This window comes from Pseudomonas sp. Marseille-Q5299, from assembly GCF_943737035.1.
In the GTDB taxonomy this organism is placed as follows: Bacteria; Pseudomonadota; Gammaproteobacteria; order Pseudomonadales; family Pseudomonadaceae; genus Aquipseudomonas; species Aquipseudomonas putida_E.
Window position 1 is genome coordinate 523953 of sequence record NZ_CALSFR010000003.1, and the last position, 24423, is coordinate 548375.

The 24423-nt window shown below is 62.6% G+C and carries 25 protein-coding genes and 1 tRNA gene; 9 read left to right on the forward strand and 17 right to left on the reverse strand.

The window, feature by feature from the left end; translation table 11 throughout:
* The first annotated feature begins 50 nt into the window (after nt 1–50).
* Entirely contained in the window at nt 51–1427 is a 1377-nt protein-coding gene (locus NGJ21_RS11025) for a CYTH domain-containing protein (RefSeq protein ID WP_046786974.1), read from the forward strand.
* Between the two features lie 103 nt (nt 1428–1530).
* Here NGJ21_RS11025 and NGJ21_RS11030 read toward each other — a convergent pair whose 3' ends face one another.
* A complete protein-coding gene (locus NGJ21_RS11030; protein ID WP_046786973.1) occupies nt 1531–2001 on the reverse strand; it encodes an Lrp/AsnC family transcriptional regulator in 471 nt (156 codons plus the stop codon).
* Nucleotides 2002–2127: 126 nt separating this feature from the next.
* Here NGJ21_RS11030 and NGJ21_RS11035 point away from each other — a divergent pair, with 126 nt between their 5' ends.
* The gene (locus NGJ21_RS11035; RefSeq protein WP_125923602.1) at nt 2128–2490 is read left to right on the forward strand and encodes an ACT-like domain-containing protein; all 363 of its coding nucleotides are present in this window, start codon (nt 2128–2130) and stop codon (nt 2488–2490) included.
* Nucleotides 2481–2557, forward strand: a tRNA-Arg gene (locus NGJ21_RS11040). Before NGJ21_RS11035 ends, NGJ21_RS11040 begins: the two co-directional genes overlap by 10 nt.
* A 74-nt stretch (nt 2558–2631) precedes the next feature.
* Here the strand turns inward: NGJ21_RS11040 and NGJ21_RS11045 are convergent.
* From NGJ21_RS11045 to NGJ21_RS11055, 3 genes are read right to left on the reverse strand one after another with little or no spacing between them, the layout of a single operon-like run.
* Nucleotides 2632–3465 carry a hypothetical protein gene (locus NGJ21_RS11045; protein ID WP_115273323.1) on the reverse strand — a complete coding sequence of 278 codons (834 nt, stop codon included), beginning with the start codon at nt 3463–3465 and terminating at the stop codon, nt 2632–2634.
* The gene (locus NGJ21_RS11050; protein ID WP_115273322.1) at nt 3462–5069 is read right to left on the reverse strand and encodes a hypothetical protein; all 1608 of its coding nucleotides are present in this window, start codon (nt 5067–5069) and stop codon (nt 3462–3464) included. The genes NGJ21_RS11045 and NGJ21_RS11050 overlap by 4 nt, the downstream gene beginning before the upstream one ends.
* Nucleotides 5070–5089: 20 nt before the next feature.
* Nucleotides 5090–6556: an OmpA family protein gene (locus tag NGJ21_RS11055; protein ID WP_251962104.1), complete on the reverse strand. Its 1467-nt coding sequence runs from the start codon at nt 6554–6556 to the stop codon at nt 5090–5092.
* Nucleotides 6557–6882: 326 nt separating this feature from the next.
* Between NGJ21_RS11055 and NGJ21_RS11060 the strand changes: the two genes are divergently transcribed.
* Complete coding sequence (locus NGJ21_RS11060) at nt 6883–7320, forward strand: CBS domain-containing protein (protein ID WP_012312219.1); 438 nt, start codon at nt 6883–6885, stop codon at nt 7318–7320.
* Between the two features lie 6 nt (nt 7321–7326).
* Here the strand turns inward: NGJ21_RS11060 and NGJ21_RS11065 are convergent, their stop codons facing one another.
* From NGJ21_RS11065 to NGJ21_RS11075, 3 genes are all read right to left on the reverse strand, one after another.
* Complete coding sequence (locus NGJ21_RS11065; protein WP_115273320.1) at nt 7327–7965, reverse strand: NADH:ubiquinone oxidoreductase subunit N; 639 nt, start codon at nt 7963–7965, stop codon at nt 7327–7329.
* 70 nt (nt 7966–8035) lie between these two features.
* Nucleotides 8036–8278, reverse strand: a complete 243-nt coding sequence (locus tag NGJ21_RS11070) for a DUF2789 domain-containing protein (RefSeq protein ID WP_012312217.1) — start codon at nt 8276–8278, stop codon at nt 8036–8038.
* Nucleotides 8279–8339: 61 nt separating this feature from the next.
* Nucleotides 8340–8798 (reverse strand): aminoacyl-tRNA deacylase, encoded by a 459-nt coding sequence (locus NGJ21_RS11075; protein ID WP_039601719.1) that lies wholly within the window; start codon nt 8796–8798, stop codon nt 8340–8342.
* A gap of 96 nt (nt 8799–8894) precedes the next feature.
* Between NGJ21_RS11075 and NGJ21_RS11080 the strand changes: the two genes are divergently transcribed.
* The gene (locus NGJ21_RS11080) at nt 8895–10244 is read left to right on the forward strand and encodes an NfeD family protein (RefSeq protein WP_204919358.1); all 1350 of its coding nucleotides are present in this window, start codon (nt 8895–8897) and stop codon (nt 10242–10244) included.
* 2 nt (nt 10245–10246) lie between these two features.
* The gene (locus tag NGJ21_RS11085) at nt 10247–10999 is read left to right on the forward strand and encodes a slipin family protein (protein ID WP_012312214.1); all 753 of its coding nucleotides are present in this window, start codon (nt 10247–10249) and stop codon (nt 10997–10999) included.
* Nucleotides 11000–11027: 28 nt separating this feature from the next.
* Here the strand turns inward: NGJ21_RS11085 and NGJ21_RS11090 are convergent, their stop codons facing one another.
* Nucleotides 11028–11660, reverse strand: coding sequence for a LysE family transporter (locus NGJ21_RS11090; RefSeq protein WP_251962105.1), 633 nt, complete (start codon nt 11658–11660; stop codon nt 11028–11030).
* 180 nt (nt 11661–11840) lie between these two features.
* Nucleotides 11841–13751, reverse strand: coding sequence for an ATP-binding cassette domain-containing protein (locus NGJ21_RS11095; RefSeq protein ID WP_046786966.1), 1911 nt, complete (start codon nt 13749–13751; stop codon nt 11841–11843).
* Nucleotides 13752–13801: 50 nt separating this feature from the next.
* Between NGJ21_RS11095 and NGJ21_RS11100 the strand changes: the two genes are divergently transcribed.
* A complete protein-coding gene (locus NGJ21_RS11100) occupies nt 13802–14284 on the forward strand; it encodes a TIGR02444 family protein (protein ID WP_174141049.1) in 483 nt (160 codons plus the stop codon).
* Here NGJ21_RS11100 and NGJ21_RS11105 read toward each other — a convergent pair.
* Complete coding sequence (locus NGJ21_RS11105; RefSeq protein ID WP_204919356.1) at nt 14260–15309, reverse strand: AlgP family protein; 1050 nt, start codon at nt 15307–15309, stop codon at nt 14260–14262. The two genes, NGJ21_RS11100 and NGJ21_RS11105, sit on opposite strands and share 25 nt — an antisense overlap.
* 224 nt (nt 15310–15533) lie before the next feature.
* Here NGJ21_RS11105 and NGJ21_RS11110 point away from each other — a divergent pair, with 224 nt between their 5' ends.
* On the forward strand, nt 15534–16199 hold the full coding sequence (locus NGJ21_RS11110) for an FKBP-type peptidyl-prolyl cis-trans isomerase (protein ID WP_046786963.1): 666 nt from the start codon (nt 15534–15536) through the stop codon (nt 16197–16199).
* A 9-nt stretch (nt 16200–16208) separates the two neighbouring features.
* Here the strand turns inward: NGJ21_RS11110 and NGJ21_RS11115 are convergent, their stop codons facing one another.
* From NGJ21_RS11115 to NGJ21_RS11145, 7 genes are all read right to left on the reverse strand, one after another.
* A complete protein-coding gene (locus NGJ21_RS11115; RefSeq protein WP_046786962.1) occupies nt 16209–16679 on the reverse strand; it encodes an Rsd/AlgQ family anti-sigma factor in 471 nt (156 codons plus the stop codon).
* Between the two features lie 230 nt (nt 16680–16909).
* Entirely contained in the window at nt 16910–17416 is a 507-nt protein-coding gene (locus tag NGJ21_RS11120) for a disulfide bond formation protein B (RefSeq protein WP_046786961.1), read from the reverse strand.
* Nucleotides 17417–17639: 223 nt separating this feature from the next.
* On the reverse strand, nt 17640–18878 hold the full coding sequence (locus NGJ21_RS11125; RefSeq protein WP_046786960.1) for a heme biosynthesis protein HemY: 1239 nt from the start codon (nt 18876–18878) through the stop codon (nt 17640–17642).
* Nucleotides 18875–19975, reverse strand: coding sequence for a uroporphyrinogen-III C-methyltransferase (locus NGJ21_RS11130; protein ID WP_251962106.1), 1101 nt, complete (start codon nt 19973–19975; stop codon nt 18875–18877). The genes NGJ21_RS11125 and NGJ21_RS11130 overlap by 4 nt, the downstream gene beginning before the upstream one ends.
* A 45-nt stretch (nt 19976–20020) precedes the next feature.
* Nucleotides 20021–20788: a uroporphyrinogen-III synthase gene (locus NGJ21_RS11135; protein ID WP_115273314.1), complete on the reverse strand. Its 768-nt coding sequence runs from the start codon at nt 20786–20788 to the stop codon at nt 20021–20023.
* Nucleotides 20785–21726, reverse strand: a complete 942-nt coding sequence (gene hemC / locus NGJ21_RS11140) for a hydroxymethylbilane synthase (RefSeq protein ID WP_046786957.1) — start codon at nt 21724–21726, stop codon at nt 20785–20787. Before hemC ends, NGJ21_RS11135 begins: the two co-directional genes overlap by 4 nt.
* Before the next feature lie 133 nt (nt 21727–21859).
* A complete protein-coding gene (locus tag NGJ21_RS11145; protein ID WP_115273313.1) occupies nt 21860–22603 on the reverse strand; it encodes a LytR/AlgR family response regulator transcription factor in 744 nt (247 codons plus the stop codon).
* A gap of 309 nt (nt 22604–22912) precedes the next feature.
* On the opposite strand from NGJ21_RS11145, the gene argH reads away from it, so the two are divergent.
* Complete coding sequence (argH, locus tag NGJ21_RS11150) at nt 22913–24307, forward strand: argininosuccinate lyase (protein WP_115273312.1); 1395 nt, start codon at nt 22913–22915, stop codon at nt 24305–24307.
* Nucleotides 24308–24423: the final 116 nt, after the last annotated feature.

Here is a 24423-nt window from a genome sequence, read left to right on the forward strand (position 1 = left end):
GGCACACTGCTGTAGACTGCACGGCAATCACGCCCCTCTTCGAGCCTGCGATGCACAAAGAAACCGAACTCAAGCTCCGCGCCAGCCGCGACACCCTGGCCGCACTGCGCGAGCACCCTCTGCTGAAAAAGCGCAACAAGTCCGGCTGGCAGACCCGCGAGCTGCTCAACCAGTACTTCGACACCCCTGAGCGCGACCTTTCTGCTGCCCGAGTGGCGCTGCGCCTGCGCCGCGACGGCGAGGTGATCATCCAGACCTTGAAGTGCCGTGGCCAAAGCGTCGCCGGCCTGTCCGAACGCAACGAATACGAGTGGCACCTGGACAAAGTCAAACTCGACCTGAAAAAGCTCGACGCCACCTGCTGGCCTGAGCAACTGGCCGAACTTGACAAAAAATCCATCAAACCGCTGTTCACCACCGACTTCACCCGCGAATTCGCTGAGATCGCCTGGGGCCGCGGCAAGAGCAAAGTAGTGATCGAGGCAGCGCTGGACCAGGGCTTCGTGATTGCCGGCAAGCGCAAGGAAGAGATCTGCGAGCTGGAGCTGGAACTGCGCGAAGGTGCCCCCGAGGCACTGCTGGAGCTGGCCGCCGAGCTGGCCGCCAGCCTGCCCCTGATGCCGTGCGACATCAGCAAGGCCGAGCGCGGCTACCGACTGCTGGAGCCGGACAGCTATGAGCTGGGCCTGCCAAGCACCGAACTGGACGCCGAAATGCCGGTCGACGATGCCTTCGCTGCCCTCGCCTGGCAACTGCTGGGCAGCAGCCAGCGCCTGGCCGAGCAATATCGCCACAATGGCCACTGGCGCCTGCTGCAGGACTGGGTGCAGTGCCTGGCAGAACTGCGTGCACTGGTCGCAAGCCTTGGCCAGGCCGCGCCGCGTGCCAGCACGCGTGACCTGCGCGCCAGCCTGGACGCGCTGCTGGAAGACTGGCGCCCGCTGGTACAGGCCGGCAATGACGACGAAGACATCCGTCGCGCCGCGCCAGAGCAGTTCCTCGAAGAGCTCGAGGACGTGCGCTGGGGCCAATTCTCCCTGGAAACATCACGTTGGCTGCTGGCCCGCGCCTGGACCGCAGAGCGCAAGGGCCGTGGCGAACGCCAGGGCAAGGCGCAACTGGCCAGCTGGGTGGCACACCTGCTGGGCGAAGAAGGCCGTGCGCTGAAGCTACCGCTTTACACTCAACGCCCGGAAGACCTGGCAGAACAACTGCCGCGCATCGAACAGTTGCTGGCCTGGCTGCACCATGCGCGCCAGGTACTCGAGGCGCCGCAGATGGACCGCTTGTATGGCGATCTGAAAAAGCTGCATGAGCTGGCTGAACTGCCACTGGCCGAAGAGCCTGGCGAGCTGCTGGAGGCCCGCGTGGAACAAGCCCGTGCGATTGATCAGAGCCGTGGCTGGAAACATCTGCTCAAGGCCTGACATCCCCTTGTGCATCATCGCCGGCAAGCCGGCCCCCACAGGTTACCCCGCGGCTCTCAAGCTCAGCGCAAACCCAGTGGGGGCCGGCTTGCCGGCGACAGCATCAGCGCATCAGCGGCAGGCTGGTGGTGGACTTGATCTCCGACAGCGCCACAATGGAATTCACCTCCTGAATCCCCGGTACGTTCGACAGCTTTTCGAAGAAGAACCGCTCGTAAGCCTCGATATCCTGCGTGACGATACGCAACAGGAAGTCTACTGACCCCATCAGCACATAACACTCCAGCACCTCTGGAAAGCCCCGGATCGCCTCGGTGAACTCGGTGAAGTTGGAGCGACCATGGGCGTTCAGTTTCACCTCGGCAAAGATCTGCGTGTTCAGGCCGACCTTCTTGCGATCGAGCAGGGTGACCTGCCCCCGGATGACCCCCTCTTCCTTGAGCCGCTGAATACGGCGCCAGCACGGCGACTGCGACAGCCCTACGCGCTCGGCAATCTGCGCGCTGGACAGTGACGCATCCTCCTGAAGAAGCTCGAGAATCCGCCGGTCATACGCATCCAGATCGCTTTGCATTAAAAATTCCCCAAGCTTATATTTTTCGAATCAACCAATTCGCCTGAACGGCTGATTCATCAAATAATAGCGAAAAAAAGCCGGCATCAACCTGCCAGAATTTCTCCCACCTTTGCGGAGACCAGCATGAACCCATTCGAACGCCCCCTGCCCCGAACCGATGTCTGGGCCGCCAGCAGTAGCCACAGCAACGTGTGCTATCGCCTGCAAGCCGAAGCCGAGCCGGATACCCTGTGCCGGGTACTCAACCTGTTCGCCCTGCAGTTTCTGACGCCGCACAGCGTGCAAGTCAGCCAGCAAGATGACTTGCTGGACATCGAAATAGGTATCGGCGGGCTGAGCAGGCATCGGGCCGAGGTGATTGCGCAAAAATTGCGCAATCTGGTGTGCGTCGCGCAAGTGCGCCTGGATCAGGAAAAATGGACAAAGATCAAGGCGATGGACGCAATCGAATCAGATGGGTATCATGCGTGCGCGTTGCACTCGTAGCTCAGCTGGATAGAGTACTGCCCTCCGAAGGCAGGGGTCGTGGGTTCGAATCCCGCCGAGTGCGCCATATACAAAAGCCCTGGGCCTGCGCCCGGGGCTTTTTCGTTGGCGGACCGGGGCTGGTTTGCAGCCCCTCCCTGCTTAGCGAAGATCAGTACTCAGGCTCGGCGTGCCGAAACCTTCCAGGGTCGCGTTGGACGCATTCAGGTATTGCGCCCAGAAATCGTTCAACGCATCCATGGTCTTGCCCGATCGGTAGGCATGCTTCACCGCATCGGTAACCAGGCCTGCACCGGAAACATACACCCTGGCACCCTGCAGGTCCGCATACAGCCCTTTGCTCTGTGCCAGCTTGAGTTCATTACTGACATTGAGCTGCTTGATCTGGTTTGCCGCATAGAAGCTGGTGTAGTCCGAATGCTCGAGCATGTCCGAAATCAGATACACCACCCGCTCCTGGACACCCTGCTCTTTGCTCATGTCCTCACCAACCCGGCGCAAGGTGTTCATGATTTCGCTCTTGGGGATATCCTGGCGAGCGTCACGCAGCCCTTTGACGAACAGCCCGCCGAAGCCGGCCTGGAACGCTTTCTTCTGGGTCGCCAGGCACTGATCCAGGCCCCTCAGCTTGCGCATGTTGACGTCGTCGCGAACCTCGCCCTGCAACGGCATGTCCAGCTCACCGGCGTACACCAGGCGCTGATACTCCCCCGGCAAGAACGCTGAGAATGTATAGAGCCTGACGCGATCGCCCGGCTGAACGAACCGGTCGATCTGGCCCCAGCTGCTGCGCTGCAGGTCTTCAGGCATCGGGATGGTCTGATCGATGATCACCACCAGCTCGCGCCCGGACGCTGCAGGCTTGATGTCAGCCAGACCATTGCGCGTGTAGCAGCTCTGCAGGTCATTGCGCTCAGCAGCCAGTGCTGCGCAAGGCAACGCCAGCGCAAGGATTAGGGCCTTGGCAAGCCTCATGACAGCATGCCCTCCTTTTTCGCAGGGAACAGGCCAAGCGCCTTGAGCGCCTGCTGTTGCTCGCGGATGTCACGCAGTTGTGCCTCGCTGACATTCAGCGCACGGCTGGCGGCAGCCAGGTTCTCTTCAGGCAGGCCAGTCATGTCGTGGAAGTCCGAAGCCTTGATTTCGGCAGGGGCGGCAGGCTCGGCCAAGGGCACTGCGACAGGCTCGAATACAGCAGCCTGCTGCGCAACCGGGGCGGGGGCTACAGGTTGCGCGGCAGGCGCTGGCGCAGCGGCTTCAACGCTAGGTTTTGGCTTGACTGCCTGGGGCGCGACCTTGCCGGCCTTGTACTCGACGTAGGCGAGGAAGTTGCGATGTGCGGTGTTCTCACCTTCCAGCGCGTGCAGCACAGCGGCGTCGGTGTGGTCGCGGCCAGACAGCGAGGTCTGCAGGCGGCGCAGCTTGTCGTCGGCGTGGCTGGCAATGGCATGACGCTTCTGATCCATCGCGTCGAGCATTTCCTCGGCGGTGGCGTACTCGTGGGTCAGGCGCCAGGCGGTTGGCGAGTGGGTGCCGGCAAAGTAGTAACGGCTGGCCAGCCAGATGCTGATGCCCTGAATAGCGATGTAGATCAGTGACAGCATGATGTAGGTGGTCAGGCTGGCCTGGCGTATCGCTTGCATCTTGTCATCGATGGTGGCGTTGTCGGCCTCATCGTTGATGGCCTGGGATTCTGCTGGCAGGTCAAACGGGGAACCTGCACTGGAGCTTTGCGCTGCGGACTCTGCGCGCATACCGTTGACCATCTCGGTCTCGATGCTGTCCAGGGTCGCCGAGCGCACGACGAATGCCCCCACGGCCATGGCCGCCACGAACACACCACAGACCACCAGCCAGACGAACTTGCGCGAGACGTTGGAATTGACGTCCTTCACCCGTACCAGCAGTTGCTCGTAGTCCGGCTTGTCCGCGTCGGAGAAAGAGTCTTCCAGGTTGATCGCCTTGCCAGCCTTCAGCGAACGCGAGCGCTTGGTAGGCTCTTCACCTTGCCACCAGTGGCGTGCACGGGCGATCAGGCTGTTGTGGTGCAACGTATGGCCGGCGGCTTCGGCGAAGAACGCCGAGGCGACGGCGAGCAGGATCGCAGTGCCGGCGGTCAGCCAATGGCGGTCATTGGTAGAAGCATCCATGTTCATCCAGCCCGCCAGGACGTAGGCAAAACCCATGGCCTCGATCAGCACCAGCATCAGCACCAGCACCAGCACCCAACCCGGGCGCGGCGAGCGCCCGGCCTCACCGGCCTTGGCGAGGTAGTCAAGGGAGGCATTGTAGGCGTTGACGCCCTTCATGTACTTCTTGTACTGGCCGTAGTACGGCTTGGACAAGGTCACTTCGTGGTTGATCCAGCCATCGCTGTCGACCGAGGAACGCTTGCGCGACAGCCGGGCCACCGTACCGATCAGGGGGAGGCTGTGCCAGACACGGATGAGAAAGTAGGACACCTCCTCCCAGTATTTACGCACGATCAGCGCAGTAACCAGCAGCGAAAGGAGGCCGGCGGTGAACAACTGATTGGCGAGAATCAATGATTTGAGTGCAGCTAGCGAAAAGTCTTCCATTCAGGACGTCCTTGACTGGGTTATTTGGTGGCCGGGATCGGCTTGTAAGCAGCGACGAAAGCATCACCGCCGGCGGCATAGAACAAGGCACCTTGACTGGCCTGGGCATTGCCCTTGCTGAACACGATATCCATGCAGGAAATCGATGCCTGGGCATCACTGGCGAAGACCCGGTACAGCACTTCGCTTTCGCCTTCATAGGTGTTGGCCACGGCTTTCATCGTGCGTGGCTTGTGCTGCGTGGGCAGCTTGTAATCTTCGACCAGCTGAAGGATCGGCTGGCGATCGACCTTGGCGTTCTCGCGCAGGATCGATACCGGCGACACCGTCACCAGGTGCCCATTGACCAGATTGGCCCAGACGCGGTTGTTATAACCGGGCAGGTAGTCTTTGGTAGCGCGCCGCTGCAGCGGCTGGTCGTTGACCATGCTCAGGACCTCGCCAGCGTTGCGCGGCCTGTCGGCCTCACAGCTCGACATCGGCATCTGCGCGGCATAAGCGCTGCTGATCAAGGTGAAACCGCTCTGTTTGGGCTTGATGCTCTGGGCCATGGTCCAGTTGTAGCTGGCCACCGGCGTGCCAGCGAAATCGACTTGCGGCCGGGCAGCGGCTTTCGTGGGGTTGGTGCGGCCAGGGGTGCTGGCGACGCCCGTACCGGGCATTGCGGTCTCCCGCCCGGTCGGCTTGGCCTGTGCCGGCGTGCTACTGGCCCGAGCGCTGCCGGCAGCCTTGGGTTTGGCTGCGGTCGAGGTGCCATAGTGCAGGTAGCGCGTGTTGCTCGCCTCTGCCTGGGCCCGCATCACCAGGGCCTGTTCGTTGGCCAGCTCGACGATTTCCACTCGGCGGTTCTGGCCACGCAACAGCGGGTCACTGTTGTCGGCAATCGGTCGCGAGGCTCCGGCCCCCTGGTAGTAGATCGCATTGGCGGGAATGCCCGCCTGCAGCATGACCTTGCCCACGGTCTTGGCGCGGCGCTCAGACAGCTTCTGGTTGAACTCGGCGTTACCCACAGCATCACTGTGGCCGACGATCAGCAGGCGACGATCCTGCGACTCCTTGGCGGCGGCCTGCTTATCGGTGGCGGCAGGCTTGGCATACATCTGGGCCAGCTTGGCCACGGCGCGCTGGCCGCTTGGGGTCAACTGGTCAGAGCCGGTGGCGAACATGCCGCTGTCTTCGATCTGGGTCACCAACCCTGCCTGCTCGGGCACAGCGGTTACCACGGCGGCCGAGGCCACGGTCAGCTTCTCGGTGGTGATCTTCAGGTTTTCTTCCTTGGCGATGCGATCCAGCTCCTGCAGTCGGGACTGCCAGACATAACCCACGACGCAACCCACCGCGCCGCCTACGGCAGCACCCGGCAAGATGCCGTCCTTGCCTTTGAGGGCGTAACCGGCAGCTCCACCGGCCACCACACCGACACCACAGAGCACCGGCATGCCGTAGTCCCTGCCAATGTCTTTGACTTTCTTAGAAATAGTGTCCATCTGCTGAGTGCTGCACCCGGCAGCGGTGATGAAGGCACAGCTTAGCGCTGTAAGGCGAAACACACGGTGCATTGCGGCTCCTTGCCGAAAGAGGACTGAGTGATGGCAACTTGACATGCATTGTCACAGATTATCGTGAATATTGCCCCATCCGATTCGACATCCCACCTGCGGCCTCAAGCCTGACCACTGCCTCACCACGCACCGACTTCAGCCATGACGTTTTTCAATCGACTCGATGCCGTTTCCTGCATTGCCGTGCAGGCCACCGTGCCGGATGCTTTAGTTACTCCAAGAGCTCGTTTTTTCCACCCGCAGAGGCCTGTATGAAGAACGTCGAACAAATCCTCAAGACCAAGTCCCAGCACCAGACCGTCTACACCATCGGCCCTGATGACTCGGTGCTCGACGCCCTGAAAATGCTGGCGGAGAAAAACGTCGGTGCGCTGCCGGTGGTGGAGAACAACCAGGTAGTGGGAATCGTCAGCGAGCGTGACTATGCCCGTAAGCTCGTGCTCAAGGGGCGCTCTTCGGCGGCCACGCCAGTGCGGGAAATCATGAGTGCTCCTGTGGTCACGGTGGAGCCCAAGCAGAATCTTGAGTACTGCATGAACCTGATGACCAACCGCCACCTGCGCCACCTGCCAGTGGTCAGCAATGGCGAGCTGCTCGGGCTGCTGTCGATCGGCGACCTGGTCAAGGAAACCATCGCCGAACAGGCCAGCCTGATCCTGCAGCTGGAGCAGTACATCCGCGGCGAATGACCACCCTCAATGGTAAGCGCGCTCCAGTTCGTCCAACTGATGGTCGAAGCTGCGCAGGCGCGCCGACCAGGTGTAAACCAGCACTTCAAGGTCACGATTGAGCACTGCGGTGTTGCCCTGGCCACTGCTCGAGGGCTCGCACAGGTCGAGCTGGTAACGTTCGCGTGCCATGGCCGTGGCCACACTGGAGAGATCGCGGGCGTTGGCCAGCCAGTGATGCTGATGGTCGTGGATCTCGCGGTCCAGCACCCGGCACTGGCGCTTGAGCGCATCCAGGCTTTGCTCCAGGGGTGTGCCCTTGAGCTCGCCCATCACTTCCTCGAAGGTGCGCCCCGAGTGCCAATAGCTGCCCCAGAAATACCGGTCGAAAACCGTCTCTACCCGGCGTAGCGCTACCTTGGTGTTCCAGATGGTCAGCAATGTTCGCCCCTGAATCACCTCGCGCTTGTTCAGGTGCAGTTGCTGCCAGGCGATCCACGTCAGGCCCAGCAGCGCGACCGCCGCCGCGACTGCCGCCGCAGCGTACAGAAACTGCACAGCCTGGCTCATCTGGTGTGTATGGCGGATACCGTAGAAGTAACCGGCCGTCAGGGTGCCCAGGATGGTCACGGTGCACCAGAAACCTGGTGCGTAGGGATCTTTCATCGCGCATATCCCCTTATTGTTTTCCTGAGCATAGCAACGGCCGATCACTCGTCAGGTGCCGCTCGGCGCTTTATTTGCGGGGGCGGCGCAACGCTTCGTTGAGTTGATCGAAGGGCACTGCCCAATCGGAATCTTCAATGATGCTCTCCTTGAGAAAAGCGCGCTGGGAGTCGCTCCAGAACGGCGCATCCACCAGCTTGATCTCGTTTTTCAGCGGTGAATGGCTGGTGATGAACTGATCGATGCTCTGAGGATCGTCGGGCAAGCCCAACTGCTTGAACAGCTCGGAAAAGTGGTGGGTAGGCGCTTCCATGTTTCCTCCTGGGTACCGGGCGGGCCGTCCACGACGCCAGCCCGGCATTGGTTTGAGAACATCAGCACAGCTCGCGTACTTCGGCTTGCGGCACCAGTTTCAGGTACTGCTCCATGCTCATGTGGATCAGGTGATCGTGGTCACCTGCCTCCAGGTAGACATCGCCCTGGCGGGTAAGACTCGAATCGAGCAGCATCTTTATCTGATAAGCGTCACCCATTGCCGGGATGGCGCCACGCTCGCAGTCACCGAACAAGCTCGGCAGGCCGCTTTCGCGGGTCAGTTGCCAGGCGCCAGACATGCGTACCTTGCTCATGTCCAGGTGCCGATTGGCAGGCAGCACCGCCATGATGTAGTTGCCATGGCGGTCGTCGAGCATGACCGACTTGGCAACCCGCTCGGCCGGCACACCAGCCGTACGCGCCGATTCCAGGCTGGTCGCCGAGTGGGGATGGGGAATGATGTCGTAGTCGCAGTTGGCCTGGTCCAGGCGCTGCTGCAGGGTCTTGGCCATTCGCATGATGCACCTCCGGTTTCGCCCCCATCTCCAATTTTAGGCCCTGCCTGGGTAGGCATGGCTAAACTTGGGGTATAGAAGCGAACAAGGTGACGACAGGTGATCGCTCGCTGCTGGCGCTGGTGGTTATTGGTGCTGATGCTTGGCTTTGCACCGGGCAGCCAGGCTGCGCCCGGGGCTATCTGGGTGCTGAGCATCGACGATGCCATAGGGCCGGCCAGCGCCGACTATGTTATGCGCGGCCTGGATCATGCCAAGGAACAAGGCGCGCAACTGGTGGTGATCCGCATGGATACACCCGGCGGCCTGGACAGCGCCATGCGCCAGATCATCAAGGTCATCCTCGCCAGCCCCGTGCCGGTTGCGACCTTCGTTGCCCCAGGCGGTGCCCGTGCTGCCAGCGCTGGCACCTACATCCTGTATGCCAGCCACGTGGCGGCCATGGCGCCGGGGACCAACCTCGGCGCCGCCACCCCCGTGCAGATTGGCGGCCCTGCAGGTACACCAAAGGATGACAAGGCCAAGCCCGACACCAATGAACAAGCCCTTGCGCGCAAGCAGGTGAACGATGCAGCCGCTTATATCCGCGGCCTGGCGCAGCTGCGCGGGCGCAACGCCGACTGGGCGGAAAAGGCTGTACGCGAAGCGGTAAGCCTGTCGGCCAGCGAAGCGCTCAAGCAGAAGGTGATCGACCACGTGGCCAACGACCTGCCTGACCTGCTGCGCCAGCTCGACGGCAAGACCCTGATCGCCGCTGACCAGCCGCGCCAGTTGCAGACCCGCGACGCCAACCTGGCCGAGCATCTGCCGGACTGGCGCACGCGCCTCTTGGCCGTGATCACCAACCCCAGCGTGGCACTGATTCTGATCATGATCGGCGTCTATGGCCTGCTGTTCGAGTTCATGAACCCTGGCTCCGGCGTGGGCGGCGTGGTCGGTGGCATCTGCCTGTTGCTGGCGCTGTATGCCCTGCAATTGCTACCGGTGAGCTTTGCCGGTGTCGCGCTGGTCATGCTCGGTATCGCATTCATGATCGCCGAGGCGTTCCTGCCCAGTTTTGGTGTGGTCGGCTTTGGCGGCATCGTGGCGTTCGTGGTGGGCGCGGTCATCCTGATAGACACCGACGCCCCCGGCTTTGGCATTCCGCTGGCGTTGATCGCGAGCCTGGCGGTGCTCTCGGCATTGTTGATCGGTGGCGTGTTGGGCATGGCCCTCAAAGCTCGCAAGCGGGCCTTGGTCAGCGGTGATGCCGGCCTGGTCGGCAGCTTGGTGAGTGTCTCTCAGGTGGTGGCAGGCAATCCGTTCTGTGGCGCGGTAATGGCCCAGGGCGAACAATGGCAGGTCCAGTGCACTACGCCCTTGCAGCTCGGCCAGCAGGTGCGGGTCACCGCGCGTCATGGCGTGATGCTCGAAGTGAGCGCTGCTGCTCCTACGGCGCAAGGAGAATGACGATGTTCATGCAATTGGGTTTCGGCGCCCTGCTGATGCTGCTGGGCGTCTTACTGCTGTCGGCGTTTCGTATCTTGCGCGAATACGAGCGCGGCGTGGTGTTCCAGCTGGGGCGCTTCTGGCAGGTCAAAGGCCCAGGGCTGATCCTGCTCATCCCCGTGATCCAGCAGATGGTTCGGGTGGACCTGCGCACCGTGGTGCTGGATGTACCGCCGCAGGATGTGATCACCCGCGACAACGTGTCAGTGAAGGTCAATGCGGTGCTGTATTTCCGCGTGCTCGACCCTCAGAAGGCGATCATCCAGGTCGAAGACTTCCTGGTCGCCACCAGCCAGCTGGCGCAGACAACGCTACGTGCGGTGCTGGGCAAACATGAGCTGGACGAGCTGCTGGCCGAGCGCGAGCAGTTGAACCTGGATATTCGCCAGGTGCTGGACGCGCAAACCGATGCCTGGGGCATCAAGGTGGCCAACGTCGAGATCAAGCACGTCGACCTCAACGAATCGATGGTCCGCGCCATTGCCCGTCAGGCCGAAGCCGAGCGTGAACGCCGGGCCAAGGTCATCCACGCCGAAGGGGAACTGCAGGCGTCCGAGAAGTTGATGCAGGCCGCGCAGATGCTCAGCAAGGAGCCGGGGGCCATGCAGTTGCGCTACATGCAGACGCTGGGGTCGATTGCCGGGGACAAGACATCGACCATCGTGTTTCCGATGCCGTTGGACTTGCTCAAGGGGATGATGGACCGAGAGAAATGAGGGGCCTGCGCAAGGCCCCGCAAATCGGTCAGACAGGTGCGCGGCGCAAGGTCGCCAGGAACGTGGCAGCACCAATGAACAAGCCCGCGAACGTCCGGTTCAAACGCTTCTGTTGCTTGGGGGTGCGCAACAGGCGCAGCACCCTCGAAGCCAAGCCGGTATAACCCGCCATCACCAGCATGTCGACGGTGACCATGGTGACCGTGATCGCCACGTATTGTGGCAACAGCGGAGCATGCGGGTTGATGAACTGCGGCAGTACAGCGAGCATGAACACCAGCGCCTTGGGGTTGCTGACGTTGACCAGGAAACCTCGGAACACCAGGCTCAACGGCTTGCCGATCGGACGCACGGCGGACTCATCGGTCATGTCCATCGGCAAAGCGCGCCATTGCTTGTAGGCCAGGTAGACCAGGTAGGCGACGCCGAACCATTTGATGATGGTGAACGCTGTAGCGGAAGCGGCAAGGATGGCGCCGACACCCGCTGCGATGATGGCAATCTGCACGACCAGGCCAATCTGCAGGCCCAGCGCGTTCCAGTAGCCGCGCCAGAAACCATATTGCAGGCCGCTGGACATCGAGGCGATCGCCCCGGCCCCGGGTGAAAGGCTGATCACCCAACACGCGGCAAAGAAGCCCGACCACACTTCCATCGACATCACACACCTCGCTCGAACATATGTTGCAAAACGTTAAGCTAAGGTTTTGGCGAAAAAATAACCAGCGAATTTTGCAGAGTTCAAAGGCAAGCCGGGTATTTCGGGTGTGCTGTAAATGCCCGGCCTGGCATCCGCAAATCCTATAGCGATCTAGCCCTCAAGCCTGCGCCAACCCAGGCTTCAGGACAGCGCCTCAAGCTCGGCCTGCATGCTCTCCAACGTTTCCAGGGCTTGCATCCAGCCTTCCTCGAGTTCGCCTTCACGCTGCTTGAGCTTGCTCTGGCGGGCCAGCAGGTCGCGCAGTTCATCTTTGCGCGCCACCTCGTAGAGGCCGCTGTCGCCCAAGGCGGTTTCGATCTCGGCCAGTTGCGCATGCACCTGGTTGAGCTCGGCCTCCAGCTTGTCGGCAGCCTTCTTGTGCGGTGCCAGTTGCTGGCGCAAGGCAGCGGCGGCCTGGCGCTGGGCCTTCTTGTCGGTCTTGTCCGGGTTGGCCGGCGCGTTGCTCGCCGGTGCGCTGCGCTGCCGGTACTCGACCAGCCAACGGCTGTAGTCGTCCAGGTCGCCATCGAAGGTATCGACCTTGCCATCGGCCACCAGCAGGAAATCGTCGGTGGTGCTCTTGAGCAGGTGGCGGTCGTGGGACACGACTACCACGGCACCGGCAAACTCCTGCAACGCCATGGTCAGCGCCAGGCGCATTTCCAGGTCCAGGTGGTTGGTCGGTTCGTCGAGCAGCAGCAGGTTTGGCCGCTCCCAGGCGATCAGGGCCAGCGCCAGGCGGGCTTTTTCGCCCCCGGAGAAATTCACCACCGGCTCGTCCACGCGGTCGCCATGGAAGTCGAACCCGCCGAGGAAGTCACGCAGGGTCTGCTCGCGCTCGGCCGGCGCAATGCGCTGCAAGTGCAACAGCGGGCTAGCCTTGTCGTCCAGCGAGTCCAGCTGATGCTGGGCGAAGTAACCGACTGCCAGGTTCTCACCCAGCACCAGGCGGCCCGACAGCGGCGCTAGTTCGCCGGCAAGGTTCTTGATCAGGGTCGACTTGCCGGCGCCGTTAGGGCCCAGCAGGCCGATGCGCGCACCGGGCACCAGCTGCAGCTTGACCTTGTCGAGGATCGCCTTGTCGCCATAGCCCAGACAGCCTTCGGAAAGGCTCAGCAGCGGGCTGGAAATCTTCTGCGATTCACGGAAAACGAAGTCGAACGGCGAATCGACGTGCGCCGCCGACAGCTCTTCCATGCGCTCCAGGGCCTTGATCCGGCTCTGCGCCTGACGGGCCTTGGTGGCTTGGGCCTTGAAGCGGGCAATGTACTTTTCCATGTGCGCACGCTGGGCCTGTTGCTTCTCGTAGGCTTGCTGCTGCTGCGCCAGGCGCTCGGCACGGGTGCGTTCGAAGGCGGTATAGCCACCCTTGTACAGGTTCAGCTTGCGCTGCTCGACGTGCAATACATGATCGACAACAGCATCCAGGAAATCGCGGTCGTGGGAAATCAGCAACAGCGTGCCCGGGTAGCCCTTGAGCCAGTCTTCGAGCCACAGGATCGCATCGAGGTCCAGGTGGTTGGTCGGTTCGTCGAGCAGCAGCAGGTCGGATGGGCACATCAGGGCCTGGGCCAGGTTCAGGCGCATCCGCCAGCCACCGGAGAAGTCGCCGACGCGGCGGTCCATCTGCTCGTTGGTAAAACCAAGACCGGCCAGCAATTTGCGCGCACGGGCATCGGCGGTATAGCCGTCAGCGCTTTCCAGCTCACTGTGCAGGCGTGCCAGGGCCGTGCCGTCGTGGGCCGTCTCGGCCACGGCGAGCTCGGCCTGGACCTTGCGCAGGCGCGCGTCGCCATCGAGCACATAGTCCACGGCCAGGCGATCGAGCGTATCGACCTCCTGACGCATGTGGGCGATGCGCCAGTCACCCGGCAGCTGGCAGTCGCCACCATCAGGCGACAGCTCACCGCGCAGCAAGGCGAACAGGCTGGATTTTCCGGCGCCGTTAGCGCCGATCAGGCCGGCCTTGTGACCGGCGTGCAGGGTCATCTCGGCGCCTTCTAGCAAGCGCTGCGGACCACGCTGTAAAGTGAGGTTGGATAGTCTGATCATGATGGTCGCGGAGTCTACCAGCTTCCTCGACCCGGAGCGTAAGTGGAATCATGTACACCGACCTGTGGAATTACGCCCTGGCCCTGTATGCCCGGCCGGGAGTCGAAGCGGCTTGCCTGAGCGTGCAGGCCGAGGGGGGCGATGTGTGCCTGCTGCTGTGCGCGAGCTGGCTGCAAACCCGAGGTGTCGCCGTAGAAGCCGGGCGAATCGACGCTTTGCGCGCCATTGCCGAGCCTTGGCAAACTGAAGTGGTAACGCCGCTACGCAGTTTGCGCCAGCAATGGCGGACGGCCGCACAGCATGACCTGCACCTGGAGGCGTTGCGTGAGCACGTAAAGGGCTTGGAACTGCAGGCGGAGAAGCGCTTGCTGCAACGCCTTGAGGAATGCGCAAGGCAATGGCCCACGGGCTCGCTTGAGCCCGCAGACGATTGGCTGGCCAGGCTGGCGCCCGACCAGGTCCGTGGCCACGACTCGCTGGCTCAGCTGCGAGTCGCCGCCACAGGGCTTCAGGAGGCCGAAGACGGCGTCTGAGGCGAGGTGCTTGCCGGTGCCGAGGACGGCGCCGGGGTAGCGGGGCCTGCCGAGTTGGTCACCGCAGGCGTAGCCGGCTTGGCTTCAGCCGGTTTGCTGGCGACCGGCTTGGCAGCGGCAGGTTTGGCCGCAGCCTTGGCCGGAGCTTTGGCGGCTGGCTTGGCTGCAGGCTTGGCTGCAGGCTTGGCGGCAGCTTTCGCAGCGGGCTTGGCTGCAGGCTTGGCGGCAGCTTTCGCAGCGGGCTTGGCTGCAGTGGTTTTAGCCGGCGCTTTGGCCGCGGCCGGTTTAGCCGCAGCCCCTTTGGAAGCGGCTGGTTTGGCGGCAGGCTTGGCAGCAGCGGTTTTGGCCGGGGCCTTGGTGGTAGCTGGCTTGGCCGCAGCAGCGCGCGATGGCGCCTTGGCTGCAGCCACTTTGGCAGCGGCCGGTTTGGCTGCAGGTTTAGCCGCAGCCTTGGCCGGGGCTTTTACGGCAGCAGGCTTGGCAGCAGCGCGCGACGGCGCCTTGGCAGCGGCGGCCTTGGCAGGCGCTTTTGCGGCAGCTTTGGCGGCCGGCCTTGCTGCAGGTTTGGCCGCTGCTCTGGCAGGCGCTTTTGCAGTGGCTGGCTTAGCCGATTTGGCTGCCACAGCCCGCTGGTCCAGTGCCTTGCCAGCAGCCTCACGCACCTTGCCTACACCCTGGGCCAGCTTCAGGCTTTCCTGGGCATCGCGTTTGAGTTGCTGAATATAAGTACGGGTTTGCGTCTGACGCTCTTTGAGCGAGTCGAGCAACGACTCAAGTTCACCAATGGCTTTCTGGGCTTTGCCCTGGGCCTTGGCTTTACCTGCCTTGGCCGCGTCCTGCAACTTCAGGCGACCGTTGTGCAGTTTTTCCTGGGCCTTGCCGCGCTGCTTTTCCAACTTTGCCAGCAGTTTTTCCGCATCAGCCAGCGCTTGCGAGCAGGCATCTTCCAAGTGTTCGAGCAAGCTGCCCGAAAGTTGCTGGAGCAGGTGTAACGGCGTACTTACAGGCTTCTTCTTGGCCGACATGGTTTACCTCCTGGCTGACGAGTTTGCGGCTAATACTATGCTTGTGCTGCTACCGCCGCTAGGGCATGTTGACAGTATCGTTGGCGCCGCGTTGCATGCCTGGGCAAAGTTGTTGTCTTGCAGCTGCGTGAAAGTGTAGTTGCTTAGCAAATCGTTGCCGACATTTACGCAAATCGAAGCAACAAGGCTGGCATACTTCGCAGCTCTTGAGCTCGGAGTTGACCATGCCTCGTTATCTTCTTATCGGCCTGTGCCTGGCGGCTCCTATCGCACTCGCCGCCCCCGAAACGGCTCCTGCCAGCGATCACGACGTGGCCTACAGCCTGGGCGCAAGCCTTGGAGAGCGACTGCGCCAGGAAGTGCCTGGATTGCAGCTGGAGGCGTTGGTTGAAGGCCTTCGCCAGTCCTATCAGAACCAGCCCCTCAAACTCGACAAGGCTCGCATGCAAGCCATTCTTCAGCAGCATGAAGAACAGGCGAACAACGCCGCCGTGCAAGCCGAAGTGGAAAAACTGCAAGCTATCGAGGCGCGTTTCATGGCCAATGAACGCGCACGCGCCGGTGTGCATGAGCTGCCTGAGGGCGTGCTCTACAGTGAACTGAAAAGTGGTATCGGCGCGCAGCCCAACCCCAAGGGCAAGGTGCAAGTACGCTATGTAGGCAAGTTGCCTGACGGCACGGTGTTCGATCAGAACCTGCAGCCACAGTGGTTCAGCCTGGACTCGGTCATCGAAGGGTGGCAGGTGGCGTTGCCACACATGAAAGCAGGAGCGAAATGGCGCCTGGTGATCCCCTCGGCACAAGCCTACGGTGCCGAGGGCGCGGGTGATCTGATCGCGCCCTATACACCTCTGGTGTTCGAAATCGAGCTGCTGGCGGTCGGCGGCTGACGTCGACCCTCAGGCCTGGACCGCGTCTTCTTCCTTGTGCGCGTTGTGCAACACCTCGATCAGGCAGTCTTCGAGCTCGAAGCGTTCGTGCAGCAGGCTGCCGAGCTTGCCGAGTTTATCGGCGAAGCGCTCAGTGTCCTTGCAATCACCTTTCTCGCAATGGTCATTGAAAGCCAGCGCAATCTGGGTAATGTCATTGATCCGCGGGTTGATCTCTTCAGCCAGCTTCAGCGCTTTCTGGTCACCAAACGCCTTGGCCTCGGTGACCAGTTGTTCACTGACCTCGAAATGCCAGGCTGACACGTAATCGACAAGCACCGCACAAAAGTCGCGGCTCTTGTCCTTGTCCGCAAATGCCGGCTTGGCATCGCGCAAGGCACCGAAGGCCTGAACCAACTCCTCCCGCTCCTTGAGCCAGGTGTCGATCAGCTTGTGAACCCCACCCCAGCGTTCCTGGGCGTTCTGACAACTATCGAGCATGGCGATCTCTTCCCTTCTGGGTAGATGCCGCTGCACCTCGCACCCCGATCGTGCGGTACAAAGGTGACATCAGCAGGACGGCATCGAGCAGTTGTGTTTTTGGTATGCGTGCTGGGAGATTATTCCCGCGCGTGCTGCCCTTCAAGGTACGCAGCAGACAAAGTTCATACAAGTGTTTAATACCCTGGGGTATCACCACTGGTCGTGCCGGCTACCGCAGCCGCGCCAACTCAAGCTTTGCCCAGTGTGCGGAAACGATACGCCAGCAGGCAGGTCAAGGGCAGCACTGCCAGCAGCAAGAAGGCCAGCAGGCTCCATTCGGGCAAGGTCAGGTCAAGAAAGCTCCAGGTCAACGAGCTGCAATCGGGGCCGCCGAGCAAGAGTTGACGGGCCGCTTCACGCCAGGAGCTTTCCACTACATGCCAGAAAGGCGCCGGGCACTCGTGGCTTGTACCAATTTCCCCTTGTATCCAGACATGCCTGGCCGCCAGCAGGGCCCCGGCTGCCGAACAGCCCAGGGCTGCTCGCGCATACTGGCACACAGCGGCAACGCCCGACGCATGCACGGCCGCACACAGGCAGATCATGGCATACACGCCCAACAGAAACCGCTGGCTGAAGCACAGCGGGCAAGGCACCAGACCGAGGGTGCGCTCCAGGTAAAAGGACGCGACCAGCACCGCCAACGAGGCAAGGCAGGCCGGTAGAAAAAACGTGCGCAAGCGGGCCGGCAACATGAAAGGTGGTGGTCCCGGGGCAAATTGAGTGGCTTGGAACGGTAGAGGAAAGATGTGCTTTGTTTCAAGGCACTACAGGGGAGATAAGTCACTGAGGGGTAGAAGAAATTTCCACTCGCATTGTGGGAAATTTCTTGCGAAGCGCATTTCAGAAGAAAACAGGTATCGCGAGACTCAGCAACCACCCCATGAGCCCGCCTTCAGTGCGGGCTCATAGGGCCTCTCAGGCGCGCACGGCCTCGGGCAATGGCAGGGCCAACAACCGCTCATCAAGCAGGCCCAGGCCTTCCTGGAACAGCTGGTTACTGCGTTCGGTCTCACCGAGGCCAGCCAGCAGCCGGGCCAGTTCGGCGCAGGTTTCCGGGTTGCGCTCCATGCGCAAGCTGCTTTCCAGGTAATCGCGCGCCTTGCCCCAAAGGCGGTTCTGCAAGCAAAGGCGTCCAAGCGTCAGCAACAGGCTCGGGTCCTGGGGATGCGCCTTGAGCCAGCCCTCGGCTGTTTGCAGTTGACGCGCCGGATCATCGCCGCGCACCAGGCCATACAGGCGCGCAAGGTGGCTTTCGTAGTCACGCTTGAGGGCAGCGCGTAGTACCTGTTCGGCTTCGCCTTGAGCGCCCACCTGGCGCAGTTGTTCGGCATAAGCCAGCACCAACCGGGGCTCCTGACGCTGGGCCGCAGTCAGCTGTTGCCAGGCGCGCTCCAACGACTGACGGGCGCTTTGCTCATCGTCGCCACGGGTCGCCGCAAGCCCCAGGTTCTGACCCCAGGCACGCTGTTCCAGTGCAGCGAGTTCCTCGGCCGGCAGCACTTTGCCCTTGCGCAAGTCGGGCAACAGGCGAATCAACGCCGACCAGTCGCCGCGCTCCAGATACAGGCGCTGCAACAAGCGCAAGACCTGATTGTTGTGCGGGTGCCGCTCCTGCATGGCCAGCAGGGCTTCCAGGGCGCCATCGCTTTCGCCACGGTCCATCTGCAATTGCGCATGGGCCAGGGCGACCGCCAGTTCCGCCTGGGGCTGACGCTCCAGTGCACGCTCGAGCAGGTTGTCCCTGTCTTCCGTTCGCCCCTGTTCATTGGCCGCACGCGCGGCACCGAGGTAATACAGCAATGGCTGGCGTTCGGCCTCGGCAGCGCGGTGCAAGTGACGTTGGGCGCTGGCCCAACGACCCTCGGCGAGGTCCAGCTGGCCCTGCTCGATTGCGATGCGAATGCGGCGGCTGCGGTTGCGTCGCGACCAGGGGTTGACCACACCACTGGACGTCAGCACCAGCCCAACCAGATAGCGCAGCAGCCACAACAGTGCGAGCACGGCAACCAGCGCCGCGAGCGCCGCCCACAGCCCGGACTGGTAACGGAAGCCACCGTAGGAAATCAATACGTAGCCGCTGTGCTTGGCCACCGCGATGCCCAGTGCCGCAGCGATCACGATCGCCAGCACGGCCAGCAGGTACACACGTTTCATGGCTTGCTCCCCTCACCCTCGGCAGGCAGATGGCGGCGCTGGATATACGCCTGCACCGCAGCCAGGCTTTCGCTCAGGTCCGGGGTAACCACCGACACCGGTTGCTCGGCCAGCGCATTGAGGCTTTCGAGCATGGCCTTGCTCTGCGGGTTGTCAGCGTTGAAATTGGCCACCAGCACACTGCGCGCATCATCCAGCGCCTGGGTGTAGACCTTGGCGTCGCCATTGAGCGCAGCCCACTGGGCTTGCTCGATGGTCAGGCTCAGGGCCAGGCGCAACTGGTTGAGCGACTGCCCGGCCAGCAACGGACGGACGTTGTCGTCGGCGTTGAAATCGATCTGGAAGTACTTGGAAATCTCCGCCCACCACTGCGCCAGGCGGCTGGCGCCATCGCCATCGGCGGTCAAAGCACCGACGGCATCGGCATCGCTGTCGAATTCCGGCGACTGGGCGTTGAGCTGCTGCACCAACTCCCGCTGGGCAGCCAGCTTCAGATACAAACCGGTACGGTCCGGCTGCTGGGTGCTGTTGAGCGTTGCCAGGCTACGCGCCAACTGCTCCCGCGCGGCAAACGAGCCAGGGTCGCTCTGCTCGCGCAGGATTTCGTCGGCGCCTTCGACCAGGGCCTTGGCGCTGGTGATGTCCTGCAGGGCCGAAAGCCGCAGGGTGGCCAGGCGCAACAGGTGCTCGGCCTCGGCCAGGCGCCATTCCTTGCGGCTTTCGCCAAGCACGGTTTCAAGCCGCTGGCTCAAGCGCTGCTGGTCACCCTGCAACTGCGCCACCAGGCGGCGGCGGTCTTCCAGTTCGCTGGCTGCCGGCAGGCTGGCCAACTGGGCACTGATCTGTTGCTCGCGCTGCTGCAGTGCAGCGGCACGCTGGCTAAGCGCCTCGAGGTGCTCACCCTGGCTCAGCTCACTGCCTTGCAGATGCCGCACCTGCCAGACACCCCACCCGCCCACTGCGACCCCAGCGGCACCCACCAACAATGCCAGCAAGGCCAGGCCTGTGCCGGAACGTTTGGCAGGTGGGGGGGTGACGGGTTGCGTCGGCTCCTGCGCCGACGGCTGATCATTGTGGGACAAGACAGTTTCGCTCACGTATCCATCCTTTGCATGGGGGCGCGTCGCTCTGAGCTTAGCGCCTTAAGAGGCAGGTGCAGCGCTGCGCTGCACGGCTGCCAGCAAGGCCGTGGCACTCGCGCCACGGCAATCCACAATCTGTTGTGCCCCTGCGGCCCTGGCCTGCTCGGCCACCCTGGGGCTCGGCACGAACAAGGGCAAGCGCGCCACACGCGGCCAATCGGCAGCGGCCATCCGTTGCAGGTGTTCAAGACCCTGCCCACTGCTGACCACCACGCCGTTCAGGCGTTCCGCTTCGATGCGACCCACCAGCGTGCCCGCCGGATACACCGGCAGACAACGACGATACAGTTCCAGATAATCGACACTAGCACCTTGCTCTGCAAGACGCTCGGCCAGCAGTTCGCGACCCCCTACACCACGCACGATCAGGACACGTGGCGCAGGCCCCGCCATAGCCTCGTGCAAGGCCGGGAGCGTGAGCAAGGCTTCGCTGTCGTCACCCTGTGCAGGGTAAGTCACCGTCAGCCCCGCAGACTGCAACACCGCCGCCGTGGCTTCACCTACAGTGAACCATCCGGCTGAAGGGGGCTGCAGCCCTGCTTGTGCGAGTTGCGCAAGCAGCAACCTGGCTGCAGGTTTACTGACCACGATCATGGCCTGGCACTGCCCTAGCCCGGCAAGCTGCTGGCGCTGCCGAGCGTCCGGTTGCACTGGCTCGATCGCCAGCAAGGGCAGGCAGGCGCTGGCAATGCCGGCAGCTGCCAGCGTCTGCGCCAGCGCCGCGCAGTCCTCTTCAGGACGGGTCAGCAACAGGCGCCAGGGGCTCACGGGTGCCCGGCCTCACCGTAGACTTCCTTGAGAATGGCCGCGGCACCTTGGCCCAGCAGGTCTTCGGCCACCTGCACCCCCAACGTTTCGGCGGATGCCCGCGGTGCACGGGCGTCAGCCACCAGCAGGGTCCCACCGCTGGGCTGGCCAACCAGCCCGCGCAGCCATAGTTGCTCGCCTTCGAGCACGGCATAGCAGGCAATCGGTACCTGGCAGCCGCCGTTCAAGTGCTTGTTCAACGCTCGTTCGGCCACCACACGGTCAGCGGTATCGGCGTGGTGCAAAGGCGCCAACAGCGCATGGATCTCGCTGTCTGCGCTACGGCATTCGATGCCCACTGCGCCCTGGCCACCGGCCGGCAGGCTGTCGTCGACGCTGATGCTGGCGGTGATGCGCTCTTCGAAGCCCAGGCGGATCAGGCCCGCCGCGGCAAGGATGATGGCGTCATACTCACCGGCATCGAGCTTGGCCAGGCGAGTGTTGACGTTGCCGCGCAGAAAGCGGATTTGCAGGTCAGGGCGGCGCGCCAGCAACTGGGCCTGACGGCGCAGGCTGGAGGTGCCGACGATGCTACCGGCAGGCAGAGCCTCAAGGCTGGGAAAATGGTTGGAAACGAAGGCATCGCGCGGGTCTTCACGTTCACAGATGCAGTACAGACCCAGGCCTTCGGGGAAGTCCATGGGTACGTCCTTCATCGAATGCACGGCGATGTCGGCCTCATTGTCCAGCAGGGCGGTTTCCAGCTCCTTGACGAACAGGCCTTTGCCGCCGATCTTCGCCAGCGGCGCGTCGAGCAGTTTGTCGCCGCGGCTGACCATGGGCACCAGAGTCACCAGAAGGCCAGGGTGCGCCTGTTCGAGGCGGGCTTTGACGTATTCGGCCTGCCACAGGGCCAAGGCACTTTTACGGGTGGCAATGCGGATTTCGCGAGTGGACATGGAACGCCCCAATACTTAGGAATGCCGCCGATGATAACAGCTCCGTCGGTATCGCTAGCAGATGTGGGTCACGATCCAGTTTTGCCTTGTGCGCCCTCATCGCCGTTTGCCGGAGATGAGGGCCCTGCAGGGCTCAGAGCGTCTGCATCATCTTGCGTACGCCAGCCACATGCCGGCGGCTGACAGTCAAGGCATCACCATCCAGGCCTTTGAGGAACAGTTGAAAATGCCCAAGCGGCGTGCGCTGCAGGCGTTCGATGCGCTCGCGGGCTACCAGGGCGTTGCGGTGGATACGCACGAAGCGTTCGCCGAACTCATCTTCCAGGGCCTTGAGCGGCTCATCAAGCAGCACTTCACCTGCTTCATGGCGCAACGTCACATATTTGTGGTCGGCGATGAAATAGATCACCTGCGGCAAAGGGATCAGCTCGATGCCCTTGCGCGTACGCGCGCTGATATGGCTGCGCGGGCCACCCCCTTCACTGCCCGGCCGGGTCAGCGCCGCCAACTGCGTACGGCTGGGTTTCTCAGCCTTGCGCAAGGCATCGCGCAGGGCATGGGGATGGATCGGTTTGGTTACATGGCTGAGGGTGCTGTCCGTGAAAGCCTCTGCGCCGTATTCATCGTCACCGGTGCAGAACACCACCGACGGTGGCGCTTCGCGCTCGCACAGGCGGGCCGCGACCTGCAGGCCATCGAGGCCCGGCATGCCGATGTCCAGCAGGACCACATCGGGCTTGAGGCTTTCGATCAGGGCCAGGGCCTCCTCGCCGTTGGTGGCGCTGGGCTCCAGCACGGTGTACCCCTCCAGTTCCCCGAATAACCGCGTCAAGCGTTCACGGGCTTGGGGTTCGTCATCAACGATCAGGACATTCATAATTGCTCTGGATTCCTGAGTGAGTCTCGCACAGGTATAGCGTAGACAGTTGCAGGTCGAGCGACACTGCGGTCACGCTCTAGACCAATACGATGGCCAAAGATTCACTGCGCCGGCAGATTCGCTGCCAGTCCTTTGTCCAACTGTAGACGGTCCGTGGAACACTGCCGTTCAATCGTTGAATATCGTCTTCGCCTGCATTGAGCGCTGTTTTCTGCAGATTTCTGTCGACCGGCGTCCTTCGGCCACAAGCCCAACCCTGCTATTATCGGCGCCACTTTTTCGTTCACGCCTTCAACGAGTGAATCCATGAGCACCGACAAGACCAATCAGTCCTGGGGCGGCCGCTTCAGTGAACCCGTCGACGCCTTCGTCGCCCGCTTCACCGCCTCGGTCGATTTCGACAAGCGCCTGTACCGCCACGACATCATGGGTTCGATCGCCCACGCCACCATGCTGGCGCAGGTCGGTGTACTCAGCGATGCCGAGCGCGACACCATCATCGATGGCCTGAACACCATCCAGGGTGAAATCGAGGCCGGCAATTTCGACTGGCGCGTCGACCTCGAAGACGTGCACATGAACATCGAAGCACGCCTGACCGACCGCATCGGCATCACCGGCAAGAAGCTGCACACCGGCCGTAGCCGCAACGACCAGGTCGCCACCGACATCCGCCTGTGGCTGCGCGACGAGATCGACCTGATTCTGGCCGAGATCACCCGCCTGCAGCAGGGCCTGCTGGAACAGGCCGAGCGTGAAGCCGAAACCATCATGCCGGGCTTCACCCACCTGCAGACCGCTCAGCCAGTCACCTTCGGCCACCACCTGCTGGCCTGGTTCGAAATGCTCAGCCGTGACTACGAGCGCCTGGTCGACTGCCGCAAGCGCGCCAACCGCATGCCTCTGGGCAGCGCTGCGCTGGCTGGCACCACCTACCCGATCGACCGCGAGCTGACCTGCAAGCTATTGGGTTTCGAAGCCGTTGCCGGCAACTCGCTGGATGGCGTTTCGGACCGTGATTTCGCCATCGAATTCTGCGCTGCCGCCAGCGTGGCGATGATGCACCTGTCGCGCTTCTCCGAAGAGCTGGTGCTGTGGACCAGCGCCCAGTTCCAGTTCGTCGATCTGCCCGACCGTTTCTGCACTGGCAGCTCGATCATGCCGCAGAAGAAGAACCCGGACGTGCCGGAGCTGGTGCGTGGCAAGAGCGGCCGTGTGTTCGGCGCCCTGACCGGCCTGCTGACCTTGATGAAAGGCCAGCCGCTGGCCTACAACAAGGACAACCAGGAAGACAAGGAGCCGCTGTTCGACGCCGCCGATACCCTGCGCGATTCGCTGCGTGCCTTTGCCGACATGATCCCAGCCATCAAGCCACGCCACGCGATCATGCGCGAAGCGGCCCTGCGCGGCTTCTCTACCGCCACCGACCTGGCCGACTACCTGGTGCGCCGCGGCCTGCCGTTCCGTGATTGCCACGAAATCGTCGGCCATGCCGTGAAGTATGGCGTCGACACCGGCAAGGACCTGGCCGAGATGAGCCTGGACGAACTGCGCCAGTTCAGCGACCAGATCGAGCAGGATGTATTCGCCGTGCTGACCCTGGAAGGCTCGGTGAATGCCCGCGACCACATTGGCGGCACTGCGCCAGCGCAGGTGCGCGCTGCCGTTGTACGTGGCAAGGCGCTGCTGGCTTCGCGCTAAGCGCCATTGCGAGGGCTTGGCCCTCGATCGCCGGCAAGCCGGCTCCCACTCGACCGCATCGGCTTCAAGCCCTGTGCAGTACCAGTAGGAGCCGGCTTGCCGGCGATTGGGCTGCA

Coding starts and splice junctions, on each gene's coding strand:
- argH (WP_115273312.1), top strand. CDS start 22,913: ATGAGCACCGACAAGACCAATCAGTCCTGGGGCGGCCGCTTCAGTGAA.
- NGJ21_RS11095 (WP_046786966.1), bottom strand. CDS start 13,751: ATGATCAGACTATCCAACCTCACTTTACAGCGTGGTCCGCAGCGCTTG.
- NGJ21_RS11075 (WP_039601719.1), bottom strand. CDS start 8,798: ATGCGAATGGCCAAGACCCTGCAGCAGCGCCTGGACCAGGCCAACTGC.
- NGJ21_RS11110 (WP_046786963.1), top strand. CDS start 15,534: ATGCCTCGTTATCTTCTTATCGGCCTGTGCCTGGCGGCTCCTATCGCA.
- NGJ21_RS11115 (WP_046786962.1), bottom strand. CDS start 16,679: ATGCTCGATAGTTGTCAGAACGCCCAGGAACGCTGGGGTGGGGTTCAC.
- NGJ21_RS11120 (WP_046786961.1), bottom strand. CDS start 17,416: ATGTTGCCGGCCCGCTTGCGCACGTTTTTTCTACCGGCCTGCCTTGCC.
- NGJ21_RS11105 (WP_204919356.1), bottom strand. CDS start 15,309: ATGTCGGCCAAGAAGAAGCCTGTAAGTACGCCGTTACACCTGCTCCAG.
- NGJ21_RS11085 (WP_012312214.1), top strand. CDS start 10,247: ATGTTCATGCAATTGGGTTTCGGCGCCCTGCTGATGCTGCTGGGCGTC.
- NGJ21_RS11050 (WP_115273322.1), bottom strand. CDS start 5,069: ATGGAAGACTTTTCGCTAGCTGCACTCAAATCATTGATTCTCGCCAAT.
- NGJ21_RS11025 (WP_046786974.1), top strand. CDS start 51: ATGCACAAAGAAACCGAACTCAAGCTCCGCGCCAGCCGCGACACCCTG.
- NGJ21_RS11035 (WP_125923602.1), top strand. CDS start 2,128: ATGAACCCATTCGAACGCCCCCTGCCCCGAACCGATGTCTGGGCCGCC.
- NGJ21_RS11125 (WP_046786960.1), bottom strand. CDS start 18,878: ATGAAACGTGTGTACCTGCTGGCCGTGCTGGCGATCGTGATCGCTGCG.
- NGJ21_RS11090 (WP_251962105.1), bottom strand. CDS start 11,660: ATGTCGATGGAAGTGTGGTCGGGCTTCTTTGCCGCGTGTTGGGTGATC.
- NGJ21_RS11070 (WP_012312217.1), bottom strand. CDS start 8,278: ATGGAAGCGCCTACCCACCACTTTTCCGAGCTGTTCAAGCAGTTGGGC.
- NGJ21_RS11055 (WP_251962104.1), bottom strand. CDS start 6,556: ATGGACACTATTTCTAAGAAAGTCAAAGACATTGGCAGGGACTACGGC.
- NGJ21_RS11060 (WP_012312219.1), top strand. CDS start 6,883: ATGAAGAACGTCGAACAAATCCTCAAGACCAAGTCCCAGCACCAGACC.
- NGJ21_RS11030 (WP_046786973.1), bottom strand. CDS start 2,001: ATGCAAAGCGATCTGGATGCGTATGACCGGCGGATTCTCGAGCTTCTT.
- NGJ21_RS11045 (WP_115273323.1), bottom strand. CDS start 3,465: ATGAGGCTTGCCAAGGCCCTAATCCTTGCGCTGGCGTTGCCTTGCGCA.
- NGJ21_RS11145 (WP_115273313.1), bottom strand. CDS start 22,603: ATGAATGTCCTGATCGTTGATGACGAACCCCAAGCCCGTGAACGCTTG.
- hemC (WP_046786957.1), bottom strand. CDS start 21,726: ATGTCCACTCGCGAAATCCGCATTGCCACCCGTAAAAGTGCCTTGGCC.
- NGJ21_RS11065 (WP_115273320.1), bottom strand. CDS start 7,965: ATGAAAGATCCCTACGCACCAGGTTTCTGGTGCACCGTGACCATCCTG.
- NGJ21_RS11100 (WP_174141049.1), top strand. CDS start 13,802: ATGTACACCGACCTGTGGAATTACGCCCTGGCCCTGTATGCCCGGCCG.